The 20,274-nt window shown below is 65.8% G+C and carries 21 protein-coding genes; 15 read left to right on the top strand and 6 right to left on the bottom strand.

The genetic code is table 11. The features are described 5' to 3' along the window. The 12 genes from KBA48_RS14895 to KBA48_RS14840 form a co-directional block, all read left to right on the top strand. Positions 1-1,252, top strand: a 1,252-nt coding sequence (locus tag KBA48_RS14895) for an MFS transporter (RefSeq protein WP_292907681.1), incomplete at its 5' end; no start/stop codon positions are given. Continuing rightward, entirely contained in the window at positions 1,249-1,959 is a 711-nt protein-coding gene (locus KBA48_RS14890) for a CoA transferase subunit A (RefSeq protein WP_292907679.1), read from the top strand. The genes KBA48_RS14895 and KBA48_RS14890, both read left to right, overlap by 4 nt. Beyond that, positions 1,959-2,606 carry a 3-oxoacid CoA-transferase subunit B gene (locus KBA48_RS14885; RefSeq protein ID WP_292907677.1) on the top strand — a complete coding sequence of 216 codons (648 nt, stop codon included), beginning with the start codon at positions 1,959-1,961 and terminating at the stop codon, positions 2,604-2,606. Before KBA48_RS14890 ends, KBA48_RS14885 begins: the two co-directional genes overlap by 1 nt. Then, positions 2,603-3,802 (top strand): 3-oxoadipyl-CoA thiolase, encoded by a 1,200-nt coding sequence (gene pcaF / locus KBA48_RS14880; protein WP_292907675.1) that lies wholly within the window; start codon positions 2,603-2,605, stop codon positions 3,800-3,802. Before KBA48_RS14885 ends, pcaF begins: the two co-directional genes overlap by 4 nt. A 14-nt stretch (positions 3,803-3,816) precedes the next feature. After that, the gene (locus KBA48_RS14875; RefSeq protein WP_292907673.1) at positions 3,817-4,581 is read left to right on the top strand and encodes an SDR family NAD(P)-dependent oxidoreductase; all 765 of its coding nucleotides are present in this window, start codon (positions 3,817-3,819) and stop codon (positions 4,579-4,581) included. 68 nt (positions 4,582-4,649) lie between these two features. Further along, positions 4,650-5,111 (top strand): OB-fold domain-containing protein, encoded by a 462-nt coding sequence (locus tag KBA48_RS14870; RefSeq protein WP_292907671.1) that lies wholly within the window; start codon positions 4,650-4,652, stop codon positions 5,109-5,111. Between the two features lie 13 nt (positions 5,112-5,124). Continuing rightward, a complete protein-coding gene (locus KBA48_RS14865) occupies positions 5,125-6,288 on the top strand; it encodes a hypothetical protein (protein WP_292907669.1) in 1,164 nt (387 codons plus the stop codon). A gap of 25 nt (positions 6,289-6,313) precedes the next feature. Continuing rightward, positions 6,314-7,828, top strand: coding sequence for a class I adenylate-forming enzyme family protein (locus KBA48_RS14860; RefSeq protein WP_292907667.1), 1,515 nt, complete (start codon positions 6,314-6,316; stop codon positions 7,826-7,828). 10 nt (positions 7,829-7,838) lie between these two features. After that, entirely contained in the window at positions 7,839-9,401 is a 1,563-nt protein-coding gene (locus KBA48_RS14855) for an enoyl-CoA hydratase-related protein (protein WP_292907665.1), read from the top strand. 1 nt (position 9,402) lies between these two features. Beyond that, positions 9,403-10,182, top strand: a complete 780-nt coding sequence (locus KBA48_RS14850) for an SDR family NAD(P)-dependent oxidoreductase (RefSeq protein ID WP_292907663.1) — start codon at positions 9,403-9,405, stop codon at positions 10,180-10,182. Positions 10,183-10,203: 21 nt separating this feature from the next. Continuing rightward, positions 10,204-10,785 carry a metallophosphoesterase family protein gene (locus KBA48_RS14845; RefSeq protein WP_292907661.1) on the top strand — a complete coding sequence of 194 codons (582 nt, stop codon included), beginning with the start codon at positions 10,204-10,206 and terminating at the stop codon, positions 10,783-10,785. Between the two features lie 72 nt (positions 10,786-10,857). Beyond that, on the top strand, positions 10,858-11,643 hold the full coding sequence (locus KBA48_RS14840; protein WP_292907659.1) for an IclR family transcriptional regulator C-terminal domain-containing protein: 786 nt from the start codon (positions 10,858-10,860) through the stop codon (positions 11,641-11,643). 116 nt (positions 11,644-11,759) lie between these two features. Here KBA48_RS14840 and KBA48_RS14835 read toward each other — a convergent pair whose 3' ends face one another. Next, positions 11,760-12,689: a LysR family transcriptional regulator gene (locus KBA48_RS14835; RefSeq protein WP_292907683.1), complete on the bottom strand. Its 930-nt coding sequence runs from the start codon at positions 12,687-12,689 to the stop codon at positions 11,760-11,762. A gap of 110 nt (positions 12,690-12,799) precedes the next feature. On the opposite strand from KBA48_RS14835, the gene metE reads away from it, so the two are divergent. The 3 genes from metE to KBA48_RS14820 all read left to right on the top strand — a co-directional run bounded on the left by metE (position 12,800) and on the right by KBA48_RS14820 (position 16,978). After that, a complete protein-coding gene (metE, locus tag KBA48_RS14830; RefSeq protein ID WP_292907657.1) occupies positions 12,800-15,094 on the top strand; it encodes a 5-methyltetrahydropteroyltriglutamate--homocysteine S-methyltransferase in 2,295 nt (764 codons plus the stop codon). Positions 15,095-15,175: 81 nt separating this feature from the next. Then, positions 15,176-16,423 carry a serine hydroxymethyltransferase gene (gene glyA / locus KBA48_RS14825; protein WP_292907655.1) on the top strand — a complete coding sequence of 416 codons (1,248 nt, stop codon included), beginning with the start codon at positions 15,176-15,178 and terminating at the stop codon, positions 16,421-16,423. A gap of 138 nt (positions 16,424-16,561) precedes the next feature. Beyond that, positions 16,562-16,978 (top strand): acyl-CoA thioesterase, encoded by a 417-nt coding sequence (locus tag KBA48_RS14820; RefSeq protein ID WP_292907653.1) that lies wholly within the window; start codon positions 16,562-16,564, stop codon positions 16,976-16,978. Between the two features lie 266 nt (positions 16,979-17,244). Here KBA48_RS14820 and folB read toward each other — a convergent pair whose 3' ends face one another. The 5 genes from folB to KBA48_RS14795 all read right to left on the bottom strand — a co-directional run bounded on the left by folB (position 17,245) and on the right by KBA48_RS14795 (position 20,244). Then, complete coding sequence (folB, locus tag KBA48_RS14815) at positions 17,245-17,613, bottom strand: dihydroneopterin aldolase (RefSeq protein ID WP_292907651.1); 369 nt, start codon at positions 17,611-17,613, stop codon at positions 17,245-17,247. 117 nt (positions 17,614-17,730) lie between these two features. Then, a complete protein-coding gene (locus KBA48_RS14810; protein WP_292907650.1) occupies positions 17,731-18,033 on the bottom strand; it encodes an FMN-binding negative transcriptional regulator in 303 nt (100 codons plus the stop codon). Next, a complete protein-coding gene (locus tag KBA48_RS14805; RefSeq protein WP_292907648.1) occupies positions 18,030-18,173 on the bottom strand; it encodes a hypothetical protein in 144 nt (47 codons plus the stop codon). The genes KBA48_RS14810 and KBA48_RS14805 overlap by 4 nt, the downstream gene beginning before the upstream one ends. A 276-nt stretch (positions 18,174-18,449) precedes the next feature. Next, positions 18,450-19,232, bottom strand: a complete 783-nt coding sequence (locus KBA48_RS14800; RefSeq protein ID WP_292907646.1) for an SDR family oxidoreductase — start codon at positions 19,230-19,232, stop codon at positions 18,450-18,452. A gap of 1 nt (position 19,233) precedes the next feature. Beyond that, a complete protein-coding gene (locus tag KBA48_RS14795; RefSeq protein ID WP_292907644.1) occupies positions 19,234-20,244 on the bottom strand; it encodes a zinc-binding dehydrogenase in 1,011 nt (336 codons plus the stop codon). Between the last annotated feature and the right edge of the window lie 30 nt (positions 20,245-20,274).

The following is a 20,274-nucleotide window of genomic DNA, read 5'->3' as shown; positions in this document are numbered from 1 at the left end:
CTCCTATATCGACCGGCAGGTGATCAGCCTGCTGGTGGAGCCCATCAAGGCGTCGCTGAGGCTCAGCGATACACAACTGGGTCTGATGCAGGGGGTCAGCTTCTCGCTGTTCTATGTCGCCGCCACCCTGCCCCTGGCTTGGCTGGCCGACCGGGGCAACCGGCCGGCCTTGATGGCGGGCTGCGTGGCGGGGTGGAGCGTGATGACCATGCTGTGCGGGGCCGCCGGCAATTTCTGGCAGCTTCTGCTGGCACGCGTCGGCGTGGCCGTGGGAGAGGCCGGCCTGCCGGGTGCGGCCCTGACGGTGATGGCTGACCGGTTCGAGCCAAAGCGGCTGGCCCGGGCCACGTCGGTCTTCATGCTGGCGCCCTTCATGGGGGGCGGGCTGGCGCTGCTGGGTGGCGGCGCGCTCTATGCCGCCACCGCAGGCTGGGACATGCCCAGCCTGCCCGGCATCGGGACGGTGGAACGCTGGCAACTGGTCTTCATCCTGACCGGTGCGCCGGGCCTGCTGGCGGCGGCGGCCCTGCTGCTGATCGCCGATCCGCGCCGGGGCAATGCGGCCGTCCGGGCACAGGCTGGCCCCAACCTTGCCAGCTTCCTGCGGCAGGAATGGCGGTTCGTCAGCCTCTATATCCTGTCGGTGGCGCTCACTTCCATGCTGCTCAGCACCTATATCTCCTGGCTGCCGGCGGCCATGATGCGGGCGCACGGGCTGAATGAACAATCGGTCGGTCTGCTGTTCGGACCCATCTATTTCCTGGCGGGGGCGGCCGGCACGCTGGTCGCGGGCATGGTTGTCAGCCGGGGCAGCGGGAACGATCCCGTCGGCTTCACCCTGCGCTTCATGCGTATTTCCGTCACCATCCTGTTGCCGGTCGCCATCGCCGGCCCGCAGATGCCGATGCTGGCGTTGGAACTGCCATTGATGGGGCTGGCCATCTTCCTGATCAGTTCCGTCATCGGCCTGTCGTCCCTGCCGCTGCAATATGTGGTGCCCCGGCACCTGCGGGCACAGGCCATCGCTTTCATGGGCATGGTCTCGGCCATGATCGGCACCGGCATCGGTCCGCTGGCAGCCGGCGTGTTGAGCGACCGGCTTGGATTTACGGCACAGCCGCTGTCCATGGCCCTGTCGCTGATCGCCGCCCTGTCGCTGCCGCTGGTATTCGTGATGCTGCGAGCCGCCGGGCGACGTCACGCCCGGATGCTGGCCTCCCTTCCCCTAGCCATTTCCAAGGTTCCCGCATGAACAAGATCCATGCGTCGCCAGCCGCCGCGCTGGACGGGTTGCTGTTTGACGGTATGACCATCATGTCGGGCGGGTTCGGCCTGTCCGGCAATCCGGAAAGCCTGATCCCTGTCATCCGCGAAGCTGGGGTCCGCGACCTGACAATCATTTCCAACAACTGCGGGGCGGATGGTTTCGGCCTCTGGCAATTGCTGAACAATGGCCAGATCGCCAAGATGATCTCCTCCTATGTGGGGGAGAACAAGCTGTTCGAACGGCTCTACATGTCCGGCGAGCTGCAATTGGAACTGAACCCGCAGGGCACCCTGGCCGAACGTATCCGGGCCGGCGGGGCCGGCATTCCCGCCTTCTATACGCCCACGGGCGTGGGCACCGTGGTGGCCGAGGGCAAGCCGGTGGAGGTTTTCGAGGGGCGGCGCTATGTGCGGGAAACCTGGCTGCGCGCCGATCTTGCCATCGTCAAGGCCTGGAAGGCCGATCCGGAAGGCAATCTGGTTTTCCGTAAGACGGCGCGTAATTTCAATCCCGTCATGGCCACGGCGGGCAAGGTGACGGTGGCGGAGGTGGAGGAGATTGTGCCGGCGGGCGCCATCGATCCTGACCATGTCCACACGCCCGGCATCTATGTCGACCGGGTCGTGCTCTCCACCATCAATGAAAAGCGGATCGAAAAGCTGACCACCCGCCCGCGGCCGGAGGAAGCCTGATGCCCTGGACCCGTGACGAGATGGCGGCCCGTGCCGCCCGTGAATTGCAGGATGGGTTTTACGTCAATCTGGGGATCGGCATCCCGACCCTGGTGGTCAACCATATTCCGCCCGGCATCAATGTCGTGCTGCAATCGGAAAACGGCATGTTGGGCATGGGGCCGTTCCCCTATCCCGATCAGGTCGATCCCGACCTGATCAATGCCGGCAAGCAGACCATCACCCAGTTGCCGACATCCAGCTTTTTCAGCAGCGCCGACAGTTTCGCCATGATCCGGGGCGGCCATGTCGATCTGACCGTGCTGGGCGCCATGGAAGTTTCGGCCAATGGCGATATCGCCAACTGGACCATTCCCGGCAAGATGCTGAAAGGCATGGGCGGGGCCATGGATATGGTGTCCGGCGTGCACCGCGTGGTGGCTGTGCTGGAGCATGTCAGCAAGAACAACGAACCCAAGGTGCTGGAACGCTGCACCCTGCCGCTGACCGGCACCGGGGTGGTGGACATGATCATCACCGACCTGTGCGTCTTTGCCTGTGACAAGGAAAAGGGCGGCCTGACCCTGCTGGAACTGGCCCCCGATGTGACACTGGACGAGGTGCGGGCCAGGACGGCCGCTTCCTTCACCGAAAGGCTGGCAGCATGAGTGAGGCCTTCATCTGCGACGCCGTGCGTACCCCCATTGGCCGTTATGCTGGCGCGCTCTCCGGTGTACGGACCGATGATCTGGCGGCCATTCCGTTGCGGGCGCTGCTGGCGCGGACCGGGATCGATCCGGCCGCCATTGATGATGTCATCCTGGGTTGCGCCAATCAGGCCGGCGAGGACAACCGCAATGTCGCCCGCATGGCGGCGCTGCTGGCGGGCTGGCCGGTATCGGTGGGAGGAACCACGGTCAACCGGCTCTGCGCCTCGGGCCTGCAGGCGGTGGGCGATGCCGCCCGCGCCATCCGCTCAGGCGATGCCGACCTGATTGTGGCCGGCGGGGTGGAAAGCATGAGCCGGGCGCCCTTCGTGCTGCCCAAGGCGGAAACCGCCTTCAGCCGCAATACCAGCATTCAGGACACCACCATCGGATGGCGCTTCATCAACCCCGCCATGGCGGCCAGCCATGGCGTCGACACTATGCCGGAGACGGGGGAGAATGTGGCGCAGGACCATGCCATCTCCCGCGCGGATCAGGATGCCTTCGCGCTGCGCAGCCAGCAGCGGGCGGCTGCCGCCCAGGCTACCGGTTTCTTTGCGGCAGAGATCACCCCCGTCACCATTGCCGGCCGCAAGGGGGAACTGGTGATCGACCGCGATGAACATCCACGCCCGGAAACCGACGCTGCCGCCCTGGCGAAGCTGAAACCCGTGGTGCGGCCGGATGGCACGGTGACGGCGGGCAATGCCTCGGGCGTCAATGATGGGGCGGCTGCCCTGCTGATCGCAGGAGAGGCGGCGGTGAAGACCCATTGTCTGCGCCCGCGCGCCCGCATCCTGGGCATGGCCAGTGCCGGCGTGCCACCGCGCGTGATGGGTATCGGCCCGGTGCCGGCGACGCAGAAGCTGCTGGCCCGGCTGGGCCTGTCCATCGACCAGTTTGATGCCATCGAACTGAATGAAGCCTTTGCATCCCAGTCGCTGGCGGTGCTGCGCGGGCTGGGTCTGCCGGATGATGCGCCGCAGGTCAACGCCATGGGCGGCGCCATCGCGCTGGGTCACCCGCTGGGCATGTCCGGCGCCCGGCTGGTGCAGACGCTGGTACACCGGCTGGAAGCGGAGGGCGGCCGTTACGGCCTGGCGACCCTGTGTGTCGGGGTGGGACAGGGCCTGTCCCTGGCCGTGGAGCGGATATGAAAGGGGGACCGGACATGCGGGGATTGACGGGAAAGATCGCCATCGTCACGGGTGCGGCGTCCCCCGTCGGCATCGGCTTTGCCAGCGCCGCCCGGCTGGCCCAGGAGGGGGCGGCGGTCGTCCTGACCGATCTGGACGCAACGCGCGTGCAGGTCCGGTCCGCCGAACTGAACGATCAGGGCCTGAAAGCCACCGGCATCGGGCATGACGTGACCCGCGAGGAAGATTGGCAGACCGTGCTGGCCCACGCGCTGGACAGGTTCGGCCGGCTGGACATCCTGGTCAACAATGCCGGCATCGCCATGCTGGGTCCGCTGGATGCCATGAGCCTGACCGACTGGCGGCGGCAGATCGACGTGAACCTGACCGGCATGTTCCTGGGATGCGCCGCCGCCGTGCGACAGATGCGCGCCCAGGGCAGCGGCGGAGCCATCGTCAACATCTCCTCCGTCGCCGGGCTGGTCGGCATGGCCAATGCCAGCGCCTATGCCGCCAGCAAGGGCGGGGTCCGGCTGCTGTCCAAGTCGCTGGCCGTGGAGGTGGCTGCCGCGGGCATCCGCGTCAATTCCGTCCATCCCGGCGTCATCCTGACCGAAATCCAGGGAACGGCGCAGCGCGACAATCAGGCTGTCTCCGACGCCGTGCGCAGCGCCATTCCCTTGCGGCGCCCGGGTGCTGCGGAGGAGGTGGCCCCCCTGGTCGCCTTCCTGGCTTCACAGGAAGCCGCCTATGTCACCGGGGCGGAATTCACGGTGGATGGCGGCTTGACGGCACAGTGATCCTTATGTGTGCTGATACCGCTCATATGGACGATAATGGAATAAGGTTCCAATCGGGGGAACGGTCAATGGAGTATGAGTTCGAGAAACGGCGCATCACCGGCGGCATCGGTGCCGATGATGAATATTGGCGCGGCCTGGAACGCGGCGAGTTCCGCCTGCCCCGCTGCGCCGGCTGTGGCCGCTGGATGTGGCCGGCCCATTTCCGCTGCGGTGCCTGCGGTTCCTGGGAAATGGAATGGCATAGGACAGTGCCGAAGGGCACCATCTATTCCTGGACACGAAGCTGGTACGCCTTTGAACGGGTCAAGGAACGGGCGGGCGACGTGCCCTATGTGACGGCCCTGGTGGAGATCGAGGGTGCCGGCGGCGCCCGCGTCATGGGCGTGCTGGTCGGTGACGAGACGGACCTGCGCGTCGGGGCCGCCGTGACGGGGGAGATCCTGCCGCCCACGGAAAAGGCCAAGGGCTATCCCTCCATCGTCTGGCGGCTGGCTGACGCGTCCGACGCCGTTCCTTCCCCCGTTTGAACCCGAGGCAATCATGAGCAGGCTTCGCGGCGCCACCGCCATCGTCGGCATCGGCCAGACCCCCTATTACAAGCGCGGCACCTCACCTGACCCGGAACTGAAACTGGCGTTGCGCGCCATCGTGGCGGCGGCGGAAGATGCCGGCATCGACCCGCGCGATATTGACGGTTTCATCTCCTACGCCTCGGAACGCAACGACGCGCAGAAGCTGATGCCGGCACTGGGCACGAAGGAGGTGCGCTTTGCCTCCCTGGCCTGGATCCATGGCGGCGGCATTCCCGGCGCCTTGTCCATCGCGGCCAGCGCCATTGTGGCCGGGCAGGCGGAAACCGTGGTCGTCTATCGCGCCATGGCAGAGGCCAGCCATCAGCGGCTGCGCGTGGCGGTGGCCCAGAACGACACGGCCGCCCAGTATCTGGTCAACGGTCTGGAATCCCCGGCCCAGATCCTGGCCCTGCGCAGCCAGCGCCTGTTGCAGGCGCATGGTGTGCCGCGATCGACCATGAAGGCCATGGCCCAGGCCGCCTATCACCATGCACGCAACAATCCCCGCGCCTATGGCCGCAATACGGTGCTGGACGACGAGACCTACGAGAATGCCCGGCTGATTTCCGAACCCTACAACCTGTTCGATTGTTCACGCGAAAATGACGCGGCGGTGGCCGTCATCGTCACCTCGGCCGAACGGGCAAAGGATCTGGCGCAGAAGCCGGCCTATATCCTGTCAGCCCCCATGGGCACCCTGGCCGGCGGTGGGGCGGTGGAAGAGAATATCCGTCCCTTCAGTTGTGCCGGACAATTGGGCGTGGCCCGGCGCCTGTGGGCGGAATCCGGTTATGGCCCCAAGGATGTCGATGTCGCCCAGGTCTACCAGAACATGACGGGCATGGGCGTCGGCTCCCTTATCGACCACGGTTTCTGCACCGTCGACACTGCCGGGGAGTTCATCACTTTCGACAATCTCATCGCACCATCGGGCCGGCTGCCGGTCAACACCTCGGGCGGTGATCTTGCCGAGGGGTTCGTGCATGGGATGGGTCTGGTGACGGAAGCGGTGCGGCAGTTGCGCGGAACGTCCTGCAATCAGGTGCCGGGGGCCAGGCTGTCTTTGATGACGGGCGGCCCCGGCGACACCATGACCAGCACCGCCCTGTTCGGCACGGCCGAGACCCTGTGACCGGGCAAGAGAAGGATCGACAAGCATGAGCTTCACAGTCAACAGCGCGCTCGGCTGGTGGGCGCGCGAAATGCCCGACCAGACCGCCCTCAGCGTCGATGGCCAGCCCTGCACCTTCAGGGAGTTGCAACAATGGTCCCTGCGCGTGGGCGAGCATCTGACCGACGCCGGTGTCCGGCCGGGTGACCGGGTCTGCGTGATCGGCACCAATTCCATGAATTATGCCGTGCTGGCCTTTGCCCTGGCACAGATCGGCGCCATCGGCGCCCCGCTCAGCTTCCGCTCCACCCCGTCGGAGATCGCCGACGCCCTGGCCGAGTTGACCCCATCCCTGGTCTTCACCGATGCCGACCGGCGCGCCAACGCGGCCACGGCGCTGGGTGGGGAAGTGGCGGACAGGCTGCGCGCCCTGGAGACGCTGTTCGACCTGCGCCGGGGGCCGGACCTGACACCCCGGTTCGACCCCGATCCCGATGCGCCGCTGTTCATCATCGGCACCAGCGGATCGACGGCCCGGCCCAAGGGCGTCATCTACATCCATCGCATGGTGATGACCTATGCCGCTGAATTCGCCATCACCGAGCCGCGCTGCGGCCGGGGGGCCAGGGTGCTGTCGGCGGGGCCGTTCAGTTCATCGTCAGGCTATCTGCTGCTGATGCAATTCACGGCGATGGGCGTTACCTCCTTCATCGAAAGCCAGTTCAAGGCCGACCGGGCGCTGGACCTGCTGGTACGGGAAAAGATCACCACCTTCCAGGCCGCCCCGATCTTCTTCGAGCGCATCGCGGCCCTGCCCGGCTTCGCCGCTGCCGACCTGTCCCATCTCTACTGGACCCAGGTAGGTGGGGCGCGCGTCAGCCCGGCACTGCTGAAAGCCTGGCTGGACAAGGGCGTGGTGCTGCGTCAGGCCTATGGCTCGACGGAAGCTGGCGGCGGCTGGGGGGCGTGCCTGGACACGGCCATCGTGGCACCGGAGAAATGCGGCCGGGGCGGCATGTTCACCCGCTATGCCGTGCGCGGCGCCGATGGCGGCTTCGCCCCGCCCGGAACACCCGGCGAGATCCTGATCAGCAGCCCCTGCGTCACCATCGGCTATTGGAACAACCCGCAGGCCACCGCCGAGGCCATCCGCGACGGCTGGCTGCACACGGGCGATATCGGCGTGATGGACGCGGATGGCAATCTGACCTTCACCGACCGGCTGAAGGACATCATCATTTCCGGCGGGCTGAACATCTCCGCCGCCGAGGTGGAGAAGGCCATCGCCGAGATCGACGGGGTGGAGGAGGTGGCCGTCATCGCCGCCACCGATCCCGATTTCGGGGAAACACCGCTGGCCATCGTGCATGGTGACCCCGACCGCATCTCCGTCGCCGGCATCATCGACCATTGCAACGCCCGGCTGACCAACTACAAGGTCCCCCGCTATGTAGCGGTGGAGGCGTCCCCCCTGCCCCGACTGCCGTCGGGCAAGATCGCCAAGCCGCAGTTGCGCGCGCGCTACAAGGATGCGGCCGCCCATCTGCCCAAGGTCCGATGAGGGGGATGGGATGAGTCTTTCTACCCTCACCGTCACCGACGGGATTGCGCTGCTGAAGATCGACAGCCCGCCCGTCAACGCGCTGAGCCACGCCGTCCGCACGGCGTTGCATGACGGGCTGAAGGCGGCTGTCGCCGACCCGGCGGTGGCGGCCATCATCATCACGTGCGGCGGGCGGATGTTCTTCGCCGGGGCCGACATAACGGAACTGGGCAAGCCGCTGCAACCGCCGCTGCTGCGCGACATCATGGGGGTGATGGAGGCAGCCGCGAAGCCCGTGGTCGCCGCCATCCACGGGTCGGCCCTGGGCGGCGGGCTGGAACTGTCGCTGGCCTGTTCCCACCGCGTCGCCGTGCCGTCGGCGAAGCTGGGCCTGCCGGAAGTGGCCCTGGGCCTGCTGCCGGCCGCCGGCGGCACCCAGCGCCTGCCGCGCCTGGTCGGCCTGGCCGCCGCCGCCGACATGATCGTCTTTGGCCGCACCATCACGGCCGGGAAGGCGCTGGATCTGGGCCTGATCGACCGCATCGTGGAGGAAAACGACATGGAAGCGGGGGCAGTGGCCTTCGCCCGCGCGCTGGTGGACCGGGCCGCGCCGCTGCGTCGCGCCCGCGACGGGCGGGTTGATCTGACCGGTGCGGAGGCTGAAACCCTGCTGGCCCGGTTCCGGCGCGATCATCCGGCCCTTTTCACAGGCTATCGCGCCCCCGATCATATCCTGCGGGCGTTGCAGGCGGCCTGCGACCTGCCCCTGGTGGACGGGCTGGCGCAGGAAGCGGCATTGTCGCGCGCCCTGCTAAACGGGCCGCAATCGGCGGCACAGCGGCATATCTTCTTTGCCGAGCGCGCCACGGCCAAGGTGCCGGATCTGGCGCCGGAAGGACCGGTGCCGACCATCAGGCACGTGCATATCCAGGGGACCACACGGGATGCCGCCCTGCTGGCGGACCTGTTCGGGCGTTCCGGCCTGAGCCTGTCCGCTCCGGAAACGGCGGACCTGCTGGTCGCGGCGGCAGATGCCGGCCCCCTGTCCGCCCGGTTGCGGGACACAGCGGCCGCTGCCCCGTTGCGCCTGCATATGGCAGCCGGAACGCTGGCCGCCATCGAGGTGGCGCGAGGCGCGGACATGACGGACGCGGCCGTGGCTTGTGCCCTGGCCCTGGCCCGCCGATTGGGCACCATCGCCATCGTTGAGCGGCCCGTCGACGGTTTCGCCATCGACCGCCTGCGCCGGTCCTGGCAGCCGTCGCTGACGGACCTGCTGGCGGCCGATGACAGCATTCCGGCGGCAGACATGGACCTGACGGGCGCCTGCCGCCCGCTGCTGGCACTGGTGGATGAGGCGGCGATGCTGCTGGCCGATGGCACGGTGTCGCGCGCCGCCGACCTGGATGTCGCCGCCGTGAAGGTGCTGGGCTGGCCGATCTATCGCGGTGGCCCCCTGTTCTGGGGCCGACAGGTCGGCTATGGCCGCATCGCCGCCGCCCTTGACCATCTGCATGAACACTCGCCGGCCATCGCGCGCCGGCCCTCCCCGGCCCTGCGCCGGCTTGGCCAACAAGAGCAAGGAAACTGACATGGAACTTTCAGGTGTGGCCGCCATCATCACCGGCGGCGCCAGCGGACTGGGCGAGGCCACGGCCCGCGCCCTGGCAGGGCATGGCGTGAAGGTCGCCCTGTTCGACCTGAACCGGGAGAAGGGTGAAGCGCTCGCCACTGAAATCGGCGGCCATTTCTGTGACGTGGACGTCACCGACGAGGCGTCGGTCGATGCCGGTTTCGCCGCCGCCCGCGCCGCCCACGGCCAGGAGCGCATCCTGGTCAACTGCGCCGGTCGCGGCAACGCCATCAAGACCGCCTCACGCTCCCGCGAGACGGGGGAGATCAGCCATTTCCCGCTGGATGCCTTCAACCGCATCATCCAGATCAACCTTGTAGGCACCTTCCGCTGCATCGCCAAATCGGCGGCCGGCATGTTGACGCTGGAGCCCCTGGCGGACGGGGAACGTGGTGTCATCATCAACACCGCCTCCGTCGCGGCCCAGGATGGGCAGGCGGGTCAGGCCGCCTATGCGGCGTCCAAGGCGGGGATCGTGGGCCTGACCCTGCCCATTGCCCGCGACCTGATGGGTAATGGCATCCGCGTCAACACCATCCTGCCCGGCATCTTCGACACGCCGCTGCTGGCCACGGCACCCACCCATGTGCGCGAGGCACTGGCTGCCAGCGTCCCCTTCCCCAAGCGCCTGGGCCAGCCCGCCGAATATTCCAGTCTGGCCTTAGAGATGTGCCGCAACAGCTACCTGAATGGTGAGCATGTGCGGCTGGACGGCGCCATCCGCATGGCCGCGCGGTAGCCGGGACCGGGGGGCATCACGATGCTGGTCGGTCTTGTCTCAGACATTCACGGCAATGCCGCAGCGCTGGCGCACGCATTCGATCTGCTGCGGGACGCCGGGATGCTGATCTGCCTGGGCGACAGTATCAGCCAGCATCGTTTCTGCAACGACACCGTCCGCCTGCTACGTGACCGGGAGGTGCTGACCATCCAGGGCAACCATGAGGCCGCGTTCTTCGCCCCGGCTGCCCGCCAAGGCCGCATGAAGAACGGGATCGACGGCACCCTGATGGACTGGCTGGCGCAGCGGCCCGTCCGTCTGGACCGGATGATCGGCGGCCGGCGCATATTGATGATCCATTCCACGGCGCTGGACCCGCTGGGCGACTATGTCGCCGGTGAAGGTGCGCGGTTCCACCAGCATTTCGAGGGGACGGGCGCGGATATCATCCTGTGCGGCCACACGCATATGCCCGGCATCCGGCGCACGGCAGGCGGGACGCTGGTCGTCAATCCCGGCTCGGCCGGGGAAGGCAGGCCGGTCGGGGACGGGTTCATCGCCAGTTGCGCCCTGCTGGACATAAGCACGGCCGATATCCAGTTTTTTGAATTCACGCATTGAAATGCCGTCGGCGATGGACGCACAGTCGCATTGGAGGCGGGTCGGCCATGGGGAAAAAATTTGAGGGACAATGTGACGGACGAAGCCCAGGAAACACCCGCCAAGACGCGGGAGACGGACCAGATGGGCGGCTTCGCCAAGGGTCTTGCCGTCATCGAGGCCTTTGGACGGGGCCGGTCCTCCCTGACCATCGCCGATGTGGCCCGCATTGCCAATCTTGACCGGGCGACGGCGCGGCGCTGTCTGCTGACCCTGGTCAATACGGGCTATGCCAGCAGCGACGGGCGTCAGTTCGAACTGACGCCGCGCATCCTGCGTCTTGGCCACACATTCCTGACCGCGTCTCTGCCCCGGCTGATCCAGCCCACGCTCGACCAGTTGGCCGACAATGTGCAGGAATCCTGCTCCGCTTCCGTGCTGGATGGGAATGAGGTGGTCTATATCGCGCGGGCGGCACGCCATCGCCTGATGGGGGTTGGCCTGCATTCAGGCAGCCGCCTTCCTGCCTATTGCACCTCCATGGGCCGCGCCCTGCTGGCATCCCTGCCGTCGGACCAGTGCCGGGCGCTGCTGCTGTCTTCCGAACGCCCGGCCCTGACCAACCGCACGGTCACAGATGTGGACGAACTGATGCAGGAACTGGCCAAGGTGCGGGAGACCGGGTACGCCCTGATCGACCAGGAGGTGGAGATCGGCTCCCGTTCCATCGCCGTCCCGGTCAGGAACATCACGGGCCGCACGGTGGCCGCCATCAATATCGGGGCCCACGCGACCCGCGCCACCATGGAGCGGATTATGCAGGATTATCTGCCCAACCTGATAAAGGCCCAGCAGACGCTGGGCGAAATCCTGCCTTAGGGCAGTTTCGGGTGGCCGACTTGTTCCGACCCACTGTAATCAAGGCGGATTTCCCGTTCCCTCATTGACCCGTCGGGCGCATCCGCACCCCTGGCGGGTTGGGATGATACCATCGGTCAAAATTCCTGGCCGCCCGTATCCGTCCGGGCATGCAGATCACGATGGGTCAACGCCAGATCGACGAAGGCGCGCAGATAGTCGATATCGGCATCCGCCTCGCGAAAGCCCAGAAAGATCTGCTTGGCCACCCCGTCAGGCCCCAGACGCACCGGCGTCACCCCGAACCTGGGCCCGAATTCCTCGACCATCCAGCGGGGTAGCGCCGCCACGCCGCGTCCGTGCGAGACCATCAGCAGCATGATGTCCGTCGTCTCGATCTCCTTGTGCTGCTTCGGAATGACGCCGGCCGGCATCAGGAAGCGTGTATAGATGTCCAGCCGGTCGGTGGGCACCGGATAGGTGATCAGGGTTTCCTCGGCCACCTGCCGCGCTTCGACAAATTCCGCGTCGCGCAGCCGGTGGCCCGGCCCCACGACCAGAACCTGCTCGTAATCGAACACAGGCTCGAAGCGCAGGCCCGGCTTGAACAGCGGGTCTGGCGTCACCAGCATGTCGATGTCGTAGCCGAACAGCGCACCGATGCCGCCAAACTGCACCTTCTGCCGGACATCCACATCCACCTTGGGCCAGGCGTCCAGATAAGGCGCCACGATCTTCAGCAGCCATTGATAGCAGGGGTGGCATTCCATCCCGATGCGCAGATTGCCCCGCTCGCCCTTGGCGAACTGTCGCAGCCGCTCCTCGGCGTGGGTCAGTTGCGGCAGCAGGCGGTTGGCCACCGCCAGCAACCATTCCCCGGCCTGGGTCGGCCGCAGGCTGCGCCCCTCGCGGTGCCAGACGGCCACGCCGATCTGGTCCTCCAGCTTACGGATGGAATGGCTCAGCGCCGATTGCGTCAGGTGCAACTGTGCCGCCGCCGCCGTCAGCGAACCCTGACGGTCGACCTCACGGATAATGGCCAAATGGATACGTTCCAGAATCGACATGATCGCCCAATGCATGAATGGATTTCATTGATGGATGAATTCATACCATTTTTCCTCATGGTTTACAGGTCCTATGGTTCCGGTCGTTCCTCTTTCCCAAGGCGAAGACCATGGCAACGACCCACAATCTCGGCTTCCCCCGCATCGGCGCCAAACGCGAACTGAAATTCGCCCTGGAGGCCTATTGGAAGGGCGAGGGCCCCCTTGACGAGTTGAAGCGCACCGGTGCGGCGCTGCGCGCCCGCCACTGGCAGGACCAGGCGGCGCTCGACCTGATCCCCGTCGGCGATTTTGCCTTCTACGACCAAATCCTGGACATGAGCTTCACGCTGGGCAACCTGCCGGAACGGGTGCGGGGCTTCCATGGTGACGCCCTGGACAATTATTTCCGCGTCGCGCGCGGCCGATCCGCCGGAGCCGCCGAAGCGCATGCCGGCTGCTGCGGTGGGGTCGCAGCGGGTGAGATGACCAAGTGGTTCGACACCAACTACCATTACATCGTTCCGGAATTCGACGCGGGCACCCGCTTCACACTCGACGCCTCCCGCCTGCTGGAGCAACTGGCGCAAGCCAAGGCGCAGGGGGTAAAGGCCAAGCCGGTGATCATCGGCCCCGTGACCTATCTGGCGCTGGGCAAGGCCAAGGACGGGTCGGACAAGCTGGCCCTGCTCTCCCGGTTGCTACCGGTCTATGAAGGGCTGCTGGCGGCGCTGGCCGGCCAGGGCGTGGAATGGGTGCAGGTTGATGAGCCCATCCTGGTGACCGAGTTAGAGCCCGCCTGGCGCGACGCCTTCATCCAGGCTTATGACGCGCTGAAGAACAGCGGCGTCAAGCTGCTGCTGACAACCTATTTCGGTCCGTTGCGCGAGAACCTGGACCTGGCCTGTTCCCTGCCGGTGCAGGGCATCCATCTGGACACGATCAACGCCCGCGACGAGGTGAATGCGCTGATCCGCACCTGCCCGTCCGACCGCATCATCTCGCTGGGCGTCGTCAACGGCCGCAATATCTGGAAGACCGACCTGGACGCCGTGCTGAACTGGCTGAAGCCGGTGGCGGAACAGTTGGGCGACCGGCTGTGGATCGCGCCTTCCTGCTCGCTGCTGCATGTGCCCGTCGATCTGGCCGGCGAACGCAAGCTGGACGCGGAGATCAAGTCCTGGCTGGCCTTCGCCATCCAGAAGCTGGCGGAAATCCAGGTGCTGGCCACGGCCCTGAGCGCAAGCCCTTCTGCCGTGGAGGCCGAGCTGGCCGCCAACCGTGCCGCCATCGCCACCCGCCGCACCTCGCCCCGGGTCAACAACCCGGCCGTGAAGGCGGCCATCGCCCGCATTGATGCCCGACTGGGGCGGCGCCAGAGCCCGTTCGCCGAGCGTGCGGCAAAGCAGGCGGCCCACCTGAACCTGCCACTGTTCCCGACCACCACCATCGGCTCCTTCCCGCAGACCAGGGAAATCCGTCTGGCCCGCAGCCAGTTCAAGGCCGGCACCATCGACGCCGACACCTATAAACAGGCCATGCGCGGTGAGATCGAACGCAGTGTGCGCGAACAGGAGGCGCTGGGTCTGGATGTGCTGGTCCATGGTGAGGCCGAGCGCAACGACATGGTGGAGTATTTCGGCGAACAGTTGGACGGCTATGCCTTCAGCCAGGGCGGCTGGGTGCAGTCCTATGGCTCGCGCTGCGTGAAGCCGCCCATCCTGTTCGGCGACATCAGCCGCCCCCGGGCCATGACGGTCGATTGGATCACCTACGCCGCCTCTCTGACATCCAGGCCCATGAAAGGCATGCTGACCGGTCCGGTCACCATCCTGAACTGGTCCTTCGTGCGCGATGACCAGCCGCGATCGGTCTCCTGCTATCAACTGGCGCTGGCCATCCGGGAGGAGGTGCTGGATCTGGAAAGGGCCGGCGTGCGCGTCATCCAGATCGACGAGGCCGCCCTGCGCGAAGGCCTGCCGCTGCGCCGGTCGCACTGGCAGGAATATCTGGACTGGGCGGTGGAGAGCTTCCGCATCACGGCCAATGGCGTGGCGGACGAGACCCAGATCCACACCCACATGTGCTATTCGGAATTCAACGACATCATCGCGTCGATCGCCGACATGGATGCCGACGTCATCACCATCGAGACGTCACGGTCGGACATGGAGTTGCTGGATGTCTTCGACACCTTCAACTATCCCAACCAGATCGGTCCCGGTGTCTATGACATCCATTCGCCGAACATCCCGACCGAGGACCATATCGTCACGCTGATGAAGAAGGCGGCGGAACGTATCCCGGCCGACCGGCTGTGGGTCAACCCGGATTGCGGCCTGAAGACGCGGGCGTGGAACGAGGTGATCCCCGCCCTGACCAGCATGGTCAGCGCCGCGAAGACCCTGCGCGCCGCCGTTTCCTGACCCGCGTTGCCGCCGGGGCGGGAAGCCGCCGCCCCGGCGCGCCCCTTCATCACATCCACCCGTTTTCCGAGGAGCATCAAGATGTTCAACCGCGACATCCACACCATCGACCGGATCGACCCGGAGCTTTTCGCCGTGATCGAGAACGAAAACCGCCGGCAGGAAGATCATATCGAACTGATCGCCTCGGAAAATTACACCTCTCCGGCCGTGATGGCGGCCCAGGGATCGCAACTGACCAACAAATATGCCGAGGGCTATCCTGGCAAGCGCTATTACGGTGGCTGCGAGCATGTCGATATGGTCGAGCAATTGGCCATCGACCGTGTCCAGCGGCTGTTCGGGGCGGAGGCCGCCAATGTCCAGCCCAATTCCGGCAGTCAGGCCAACCAGGCGGTGTTCTTCGCCACCCTGAAGCCCGGTGACACCATCCTGGGCATGAACCTGGCCGAGGGCGGACACCTGACCCATGGCATGGCGCTGAACATGAGCGGCAAATGGTTCAACGCCGTCAGCTACGGCCTCAACGCGCAGGAAGATATCGATTACGAGGCCCTGGAGCGACAGGCCCGCGCCCACCGGCCGAAACTGATCATTGCCGGCGCATCCGCCTTCTCGCTGCACATCGATTTCGAGCGCATCGCCCAGATTGCCAAGGCGGCCGGGGCCTATTTCATGGTGGACATGGCCCACTATGCCGGTCTGATCGCCGCCGGGGTCTATCCCAATCCGGTGCCACATGCCGACTTCGTTACCACCACCACCCATAAGAGCTTACGCGGTCCTCGTGGCGGCGTGATCCTGATGCGCGCCGAATATGAAAAAGCGATCAATTCCGCCGTCTTCCCCGGCCTGCAGGGCGGCCCCCTGATGCATGTCATCGCCGGCAAGGCCGTCGCGTTCAAGGAGGCGATGGGGCCGGATTTCCACGCCTATCAGAGCCAGGTCGTGCGCAACGCGGCCACACTGGCCGACACGCTGATGGAACGCGGTCTGCGCATCGTCTCCGGACGAACCGAAAGCCACCTCATGCTGGTCGATCTGCGGGCCCGGCGGATCACGGGAAAGCAGGCCGAAGCGGTATTGGGCCGTGCCCACATCACCGTCAATAAGAACAGCATCCCCAACGACCCGGAGAAGCCGTTCGTGACCTCCGGCATCCGGCTGGGAACGCCCGCCATGACGACGCGCGGCTTCCAGGAGAAGGAGGCCCGCATCGTGGGCAACCTGATTGCCGACCTGCTGGAAGCGCCTGGGGATGAAACGGTGCGCACCCGCGTTCGCGAGCAGGTGAGCCAGCTTACACGGGCCTTCCCCGTCTACCGTTGACACCGGCGCCGGCCACTACCTTCAGGAATGTTAACAACCCACACAGATTTGCAGAACCTTCTCGGCAAATCTCCACCATTTCAGCCATTCACCAAGCGGGTTCGCATCCTGATGATGGGTGCAGCGGCAATGGCAATCATGAGCGGGGGTGAAGCGATGGATGCGGATGCGACGGCAGACGCCGCTTCAGTGCTGATCGAAATGGTGTTCCCAGAGCTTGCCAACCATTACGGCACGCTGTTCGGCGGCCATGCGCTGAACCTGATGGGCAAGGCCGCCTTCATCGCCGCCAGCCGCCGCGCCGGTTGCGACGTCGTCATGGCGGCGACCGACAAGGTGGTGTTCCACCGGCCCGTCCCCGTCGGCCACCTGCTGGAACTGACCGCGCGGGTCATCCGCACCGGCCGATCCTCCCTGACGGTCGCCGTCAGGGGCCAAAGCCGCCCACCCCAGGGCGGTCCCCCACGGCACGCGCTGGATGGACGTTTCGAAATGGTCGCCGTCGACAGGGATGGACGCCCGCAACCCCTGCTTTTGGGGGACAAGTCCCCGTAGAGCAGCGTCCACTTCTGCACCCCGGATCGGGGCGGAAGGGATGGGACGGCGGCGCGGTGGAGGAGAGGGGGCATCCGCCGATCCAGGGCAGGCCGCCCCCCTCCCGACCACTCAAGCCCTACGAGGCAAGGCCGCGGTCCTTCCGCGGCTTGCCGGCGGTGGTGAAGCGCACGCTGGAGGCGCTTCACCACCGCCGTTCACCCCCCGTTGACGGGTTGTTCGGCCCTGTCCGGTTACGGGGAACATTCGTATAAAGCCCGCTTGCGTCAGCGTTTGCGCGACCGGGTGATACGCACCGACACGCCGTCGATGATCGCGGGCACCGGGGCCGACGGCTTGTCGACCTGCACCATGACCACCTGGATGGTTGGAAATCCGTCCAGCAGATCGGCGGCCACAGCCTCCGCAACGCCCTCGATGGTACGGAAACGGCGGGCCGTCGCGATACGGGTCGTGGCTGCCGTCAGCTTGGCGTAACAGACGCTGAGATCCCAATCATCGGCCTCCCCAGCCGCCGACAGGTCCAGCGTGCAATCCAGCGAGATGAAGAAGCGCTGGCCAAGCTTCGCCTCCTCCGCCGTCAGTCCATGATGGGCATAAACGGCGATGCGGTGGACCAGGATATGGTCGCTCATAGGGATCTCCGGTTAGGTGATGGGGAAGCGGCCAGGCACTCCCCCCGCTCCCGACAGACGCGGGTCCCGATCCCGTCCTGGGGAACCATGACATTGGACAGGCTATGATTTTCAGGGTCACTCGTCAACAACACATAAAGACTTGTTTATATCGTTATGTATGACCGTTTCGATCAGGTCCACGTCGGGTAGCGTGGCCAGCAGGTCAATGGCGGGCCGGGTCAGGCTCTCGTCCACCGTGATGTCGGCCCAGACACGAAGCGGCGCATAGTTCCAGGTCGGCCCCCAATCCCGCCGACCCGCATGCGCGGGCGAGAGATAAGCGTCCGGCCCCTTGAACAGGATCACCGCCTTGGGATCACGTGTGAGGGCGGCATGCAGCGGATTGGTGCAGGCGAAATGACCAATCAGTTCCGTCAACGCCCCGTCACATCAAACACACCCACCAGCGGCAGCAGGCTCGCCTCCTCCCCGTCCGGCGTGACGACCCAGGCCAGCGGATACCGAGCGATGAGATGGCGGATATCATCCGCGCCATAACGTTCAAAAATGGTGGCCATACCCTGAATACCCGTTTTCGATCATCGCATTACCTGTGATCTAGCCTTGATGATCGGGCAGAGTTGGACCATAAGAAATCATCAGTTCCTTAAATTTTAAGGGTCCAATGGCGCACACTTGGCAGGTTGGCCTGAGCAGAAGGATCGATGCGGCGCTGCCGACCCCGCTTTACATGCAGATCATCCAGACGGTGATCCACCACGCGGTGCCGGGCCGGCAGTCGCGCGCAGCTTGGCGGCCAGTCCTTTCATGGGATGTTCGCTTGGGATGTAGGGTCAGCGGCAGCCCAGAATGCCTCCATCAACAGGGATTTCCGCACCGGTGACATAGGCCCCGGCACGTGAGCAGAGGAAAATGACGATGCCGGCAATATCGTCGGGCCGGCCCAGACGACCCAGCGGGATATGGCCCTGCAGGGCCCCACGGGGCGCATCGTCGCCATCACGCAGATGGGCGGTCATTGCCGTGGGGAAAAAGCCGGGCAGCACGGCGTTGACGGTGATATGGCGGTCGGCCAGATCCTTGGCCAGTTGCCGGCTCAACTGATGGATCGCCGCCTTGCTGGCACCATAGGAATAGGCCTGCAAGGGCTCGATCGCCACGCCGGCAACAGAGCCAATATTGATGATGCGGGCCGGGTCGCCCTGTCGGTCGCCGGCGGTTAGATCGGGCAGGAACTGCTGCACCAGCTTGAACGGCGTATGCACATTCACGGTCATGACCGATGACCAGGCCTTGTCGGGAAAATCCTCAATCGGGGCACCCCAGGTCTTGCCGGCATTATTGACCAGGATATCCAGGCCACCGGCCTGCTTCCGATAGCGTTCGGCCAGATCGACCACCGCCTCAGGTGTCGACAGGTCCGCCGGCAGGGCCAGACAGGGTCCCAAGGCCGACATTTCCGCCGCCGCGCGGGCGCAGATGTCCGGCTTGCGGGAGGTGATGGCGACATGGGCACCGGCACGCAGCAACCCTTCCGCGATCATGCGGCCCAGCCCCTGGGCACCGCCGGTGACCAGCGCCCGCTTGCCCGACAGGGAGAACAGATCGCCCGTCATCTCATGTCCCCTCGATATCGATAATGATCTTGCCGAACCCATGTCCCCGTTCCAGATGGGCCAGTGCCTCGACAGCCGCGGACAGGGGAAAGCGGCAATCGATGGCCGGTTTCAGCCCGCGCTGCGCGACAAACGCCACCATGGCGGCGAATTCCGCCGGATTGCCGACATTGGTGCCGATCAGGCGCAGGTTTTTCAGGAACAGTTCCGGCGCATTGACGCTGAAATCCGTGCCGCCTGTCGACCCATACAGAACTACCCGCGCGCCCATGGCCAGTGCCCGCGCATACTGGGGGTAAGAGGCGGCAGGTGCCCCGTCGAACACGACGTCGATGCCCCCCGACTGCTTCGCCAGCGCCTTGCGCCAGTTTTCGTGCCGGTAATTGAACCCTGCGCGCGCACCAAGCGCCGTAGCCTTTTCCAGCGTCGCGTCCGAACCGCTGGTGACAAAGACCTCCGCGCCCATGGCCACACCGAACAGCAGGGCGAAGGTCGCCACGCCACCACCGACCCCGGTGACCAGCAGCTTCTCCCCGGCCCGCAAGCCGGCCTTGGTCACCAACCCGCGCCAGGCCGTCAGGCCGGCCAGCGGCAGGGCCGCCGCCTGTGCGAAATCAAGATGTGGAGGCAAAGGCACCGCAATGTCAGCGGGCACGCAGACGGATTGCGCAATGGTGCCGGGTCCGGGCATACCCAGCAGGCCGAACGTGGCCGCGGGATAAGCGGGGTCAGCCCCCCAGCGCAGACCGGGATACAGCAGCACAGCCTCCCCCACCCGTCCCGGATCGACACCAGGCCCGACGGCAGCAATCACCCCCGCACCGTCGGCGCCAAGGATCGCTGGCAAGGTCATACCCGGATACTGGCCACGTGCGATCCAAAGTTCACGATGGTTCAGAGCGGCGGCCTTCAGCGCCACGCAGACCTCCCCTTCGACAGGGGTGGTGGCTGGCACCTCCTCCAGGCGGGCGCCGTCCAGCCCCTGGGCCGAACGCAGGATCAAGGCACGCATGATGTCTCCTCCGATGATGCATCGGTACCA

Origin of the sequence: Niveispirillum sp., assembly GCF_017996735.1 — a bacterium.
Classification (GTDB): domain Bacteria; phylum Pseudomonadota; class Alphaproteobacteria; order Azospirillales; family Azospirillaceae; genus Niveispirillum.
Note: the sequence above shows the minus strand (reverse complement) of the source record. Positions and strands in the feature narration are given on the sequence as shown.

Coding starts and splice junctions, on each gene's coding strand:
- KBA48_RS14870 (WP_292907671.1), top strand. CDS start 4,650: ATGGAGTATGAGTTCGAGAAACGGCGCATCACCGGCGGCATCGGTGCC.
- KBA48_RS14805 (WP_292907648.1), bottom strand. CDS start 18,173: ATGGCCACCATTTTTGAACGTTATGGCGCGGATGATATCCGCCATCTC.
- KBA48_RS14795 (WP_292907644.1), bottom strand. CDS start 20,244: ATGCGTGCCTTGATCCTGCGTTCGGCCCAGGGGCTGGACGGCGCCCGC.
- KBA48_RS14835 (WP_292907683.1), bottom strand. CDS start 12,689: ATGTCGATTCTGGAACGTATCCATTTGGCCATTATCCGTGAGGTCGAC.
- KBA48_RS14850 (WP_292907663.1), top strand. CDS start 9,403: ATGGAACTTTCAGGTGTGGCCGCCATCATCACCGGCGGCGCCAGCGGA.
- glyA (WP_292907655.1), top strand. CDS start 15,176: ATGTTCAACCGCGACATCCACACCATCGACCGGATCGACCCGGAGCTT.
- KBA48_RS14800 (WP_292907646.1), bottom strand. CDS start 19,232: ATGACGGGCGATCTGTTCTCCCTGTCGGGCAAGCGGGCGCTGGTCACC.
- KBA48_RS14890 (WP_292907679.1), top strand. CDS start 1,249: ATGAACAAGATCCATGCGTCGCCAGCCGCCGCGCTGGACGGGTTGCTG.
- KBA48_RS14820 (WP_292907653.1), top strand. CDS start 16,562: ATGAGCGGGGGTGAAGCGATGGATGCGGATGCGACGGCAGACGCCGCT.
- KBA48_RS14885 (WP_292907677.1), top strand. CDS start 1,959: ATGCCCTGGACCCGTGACGAGATGGCGGCCCGTGCCGCCCGTGAATTG.
- KBA48_RS14860 (WP_292907667.1), top strand. CDS start 6,314: ATGAGCTTCACAGTCAACAGCGCGCTCGGCTGGTGGGCGCGCGAAATG.
- KBA48_RS14855 (WP_292907665.1), top strand. CDS start 7,839: ATGAGTCTTTCTACCCTCACCGTCACCGACGGGATTGCGCTGCTGAAG.
- KBA48_RS14865 (WP_292907669.1), top strand. CDS start 5,125: ATGAGCAGGCTTCGCGGCGCCACCGCCATCGTCGGCATCGGCCAGACC.
- KBA48_RS14845 (WP_292907661.1), top strand. CDS start 10,204: ATGCTGGTCGGTCTTGTCTCAGACATTCACGGCAATGCCGCAGCGCTG.
- folB (WP_292907651.1), bottom strand. CDS start 17,613: ATGAGCGACCATATCCTGGTCCACCGCATCGCCGTTTATGCCCATCAT.
- pcaF (WP_292907675.1), top strand. CDS start 2,603: ATGAGTGAGGCCTTCATCTGCGACGCCGTGCGTACCCCCATTGGCCGT.
- KBA48_RS14875 (WP_292907673.1), top strand. CDS start 3,817: ATGCGGGGATTGACGGGAAAGATCGCCATCGTCACGGGTGCGGCGTCC.
- metE (WP_292907657.1), top strand. CDS start 12,800: ATGGCAACGACCCACAATCTCGGCTTCCCCCGCATCGGCGCCAAACGC.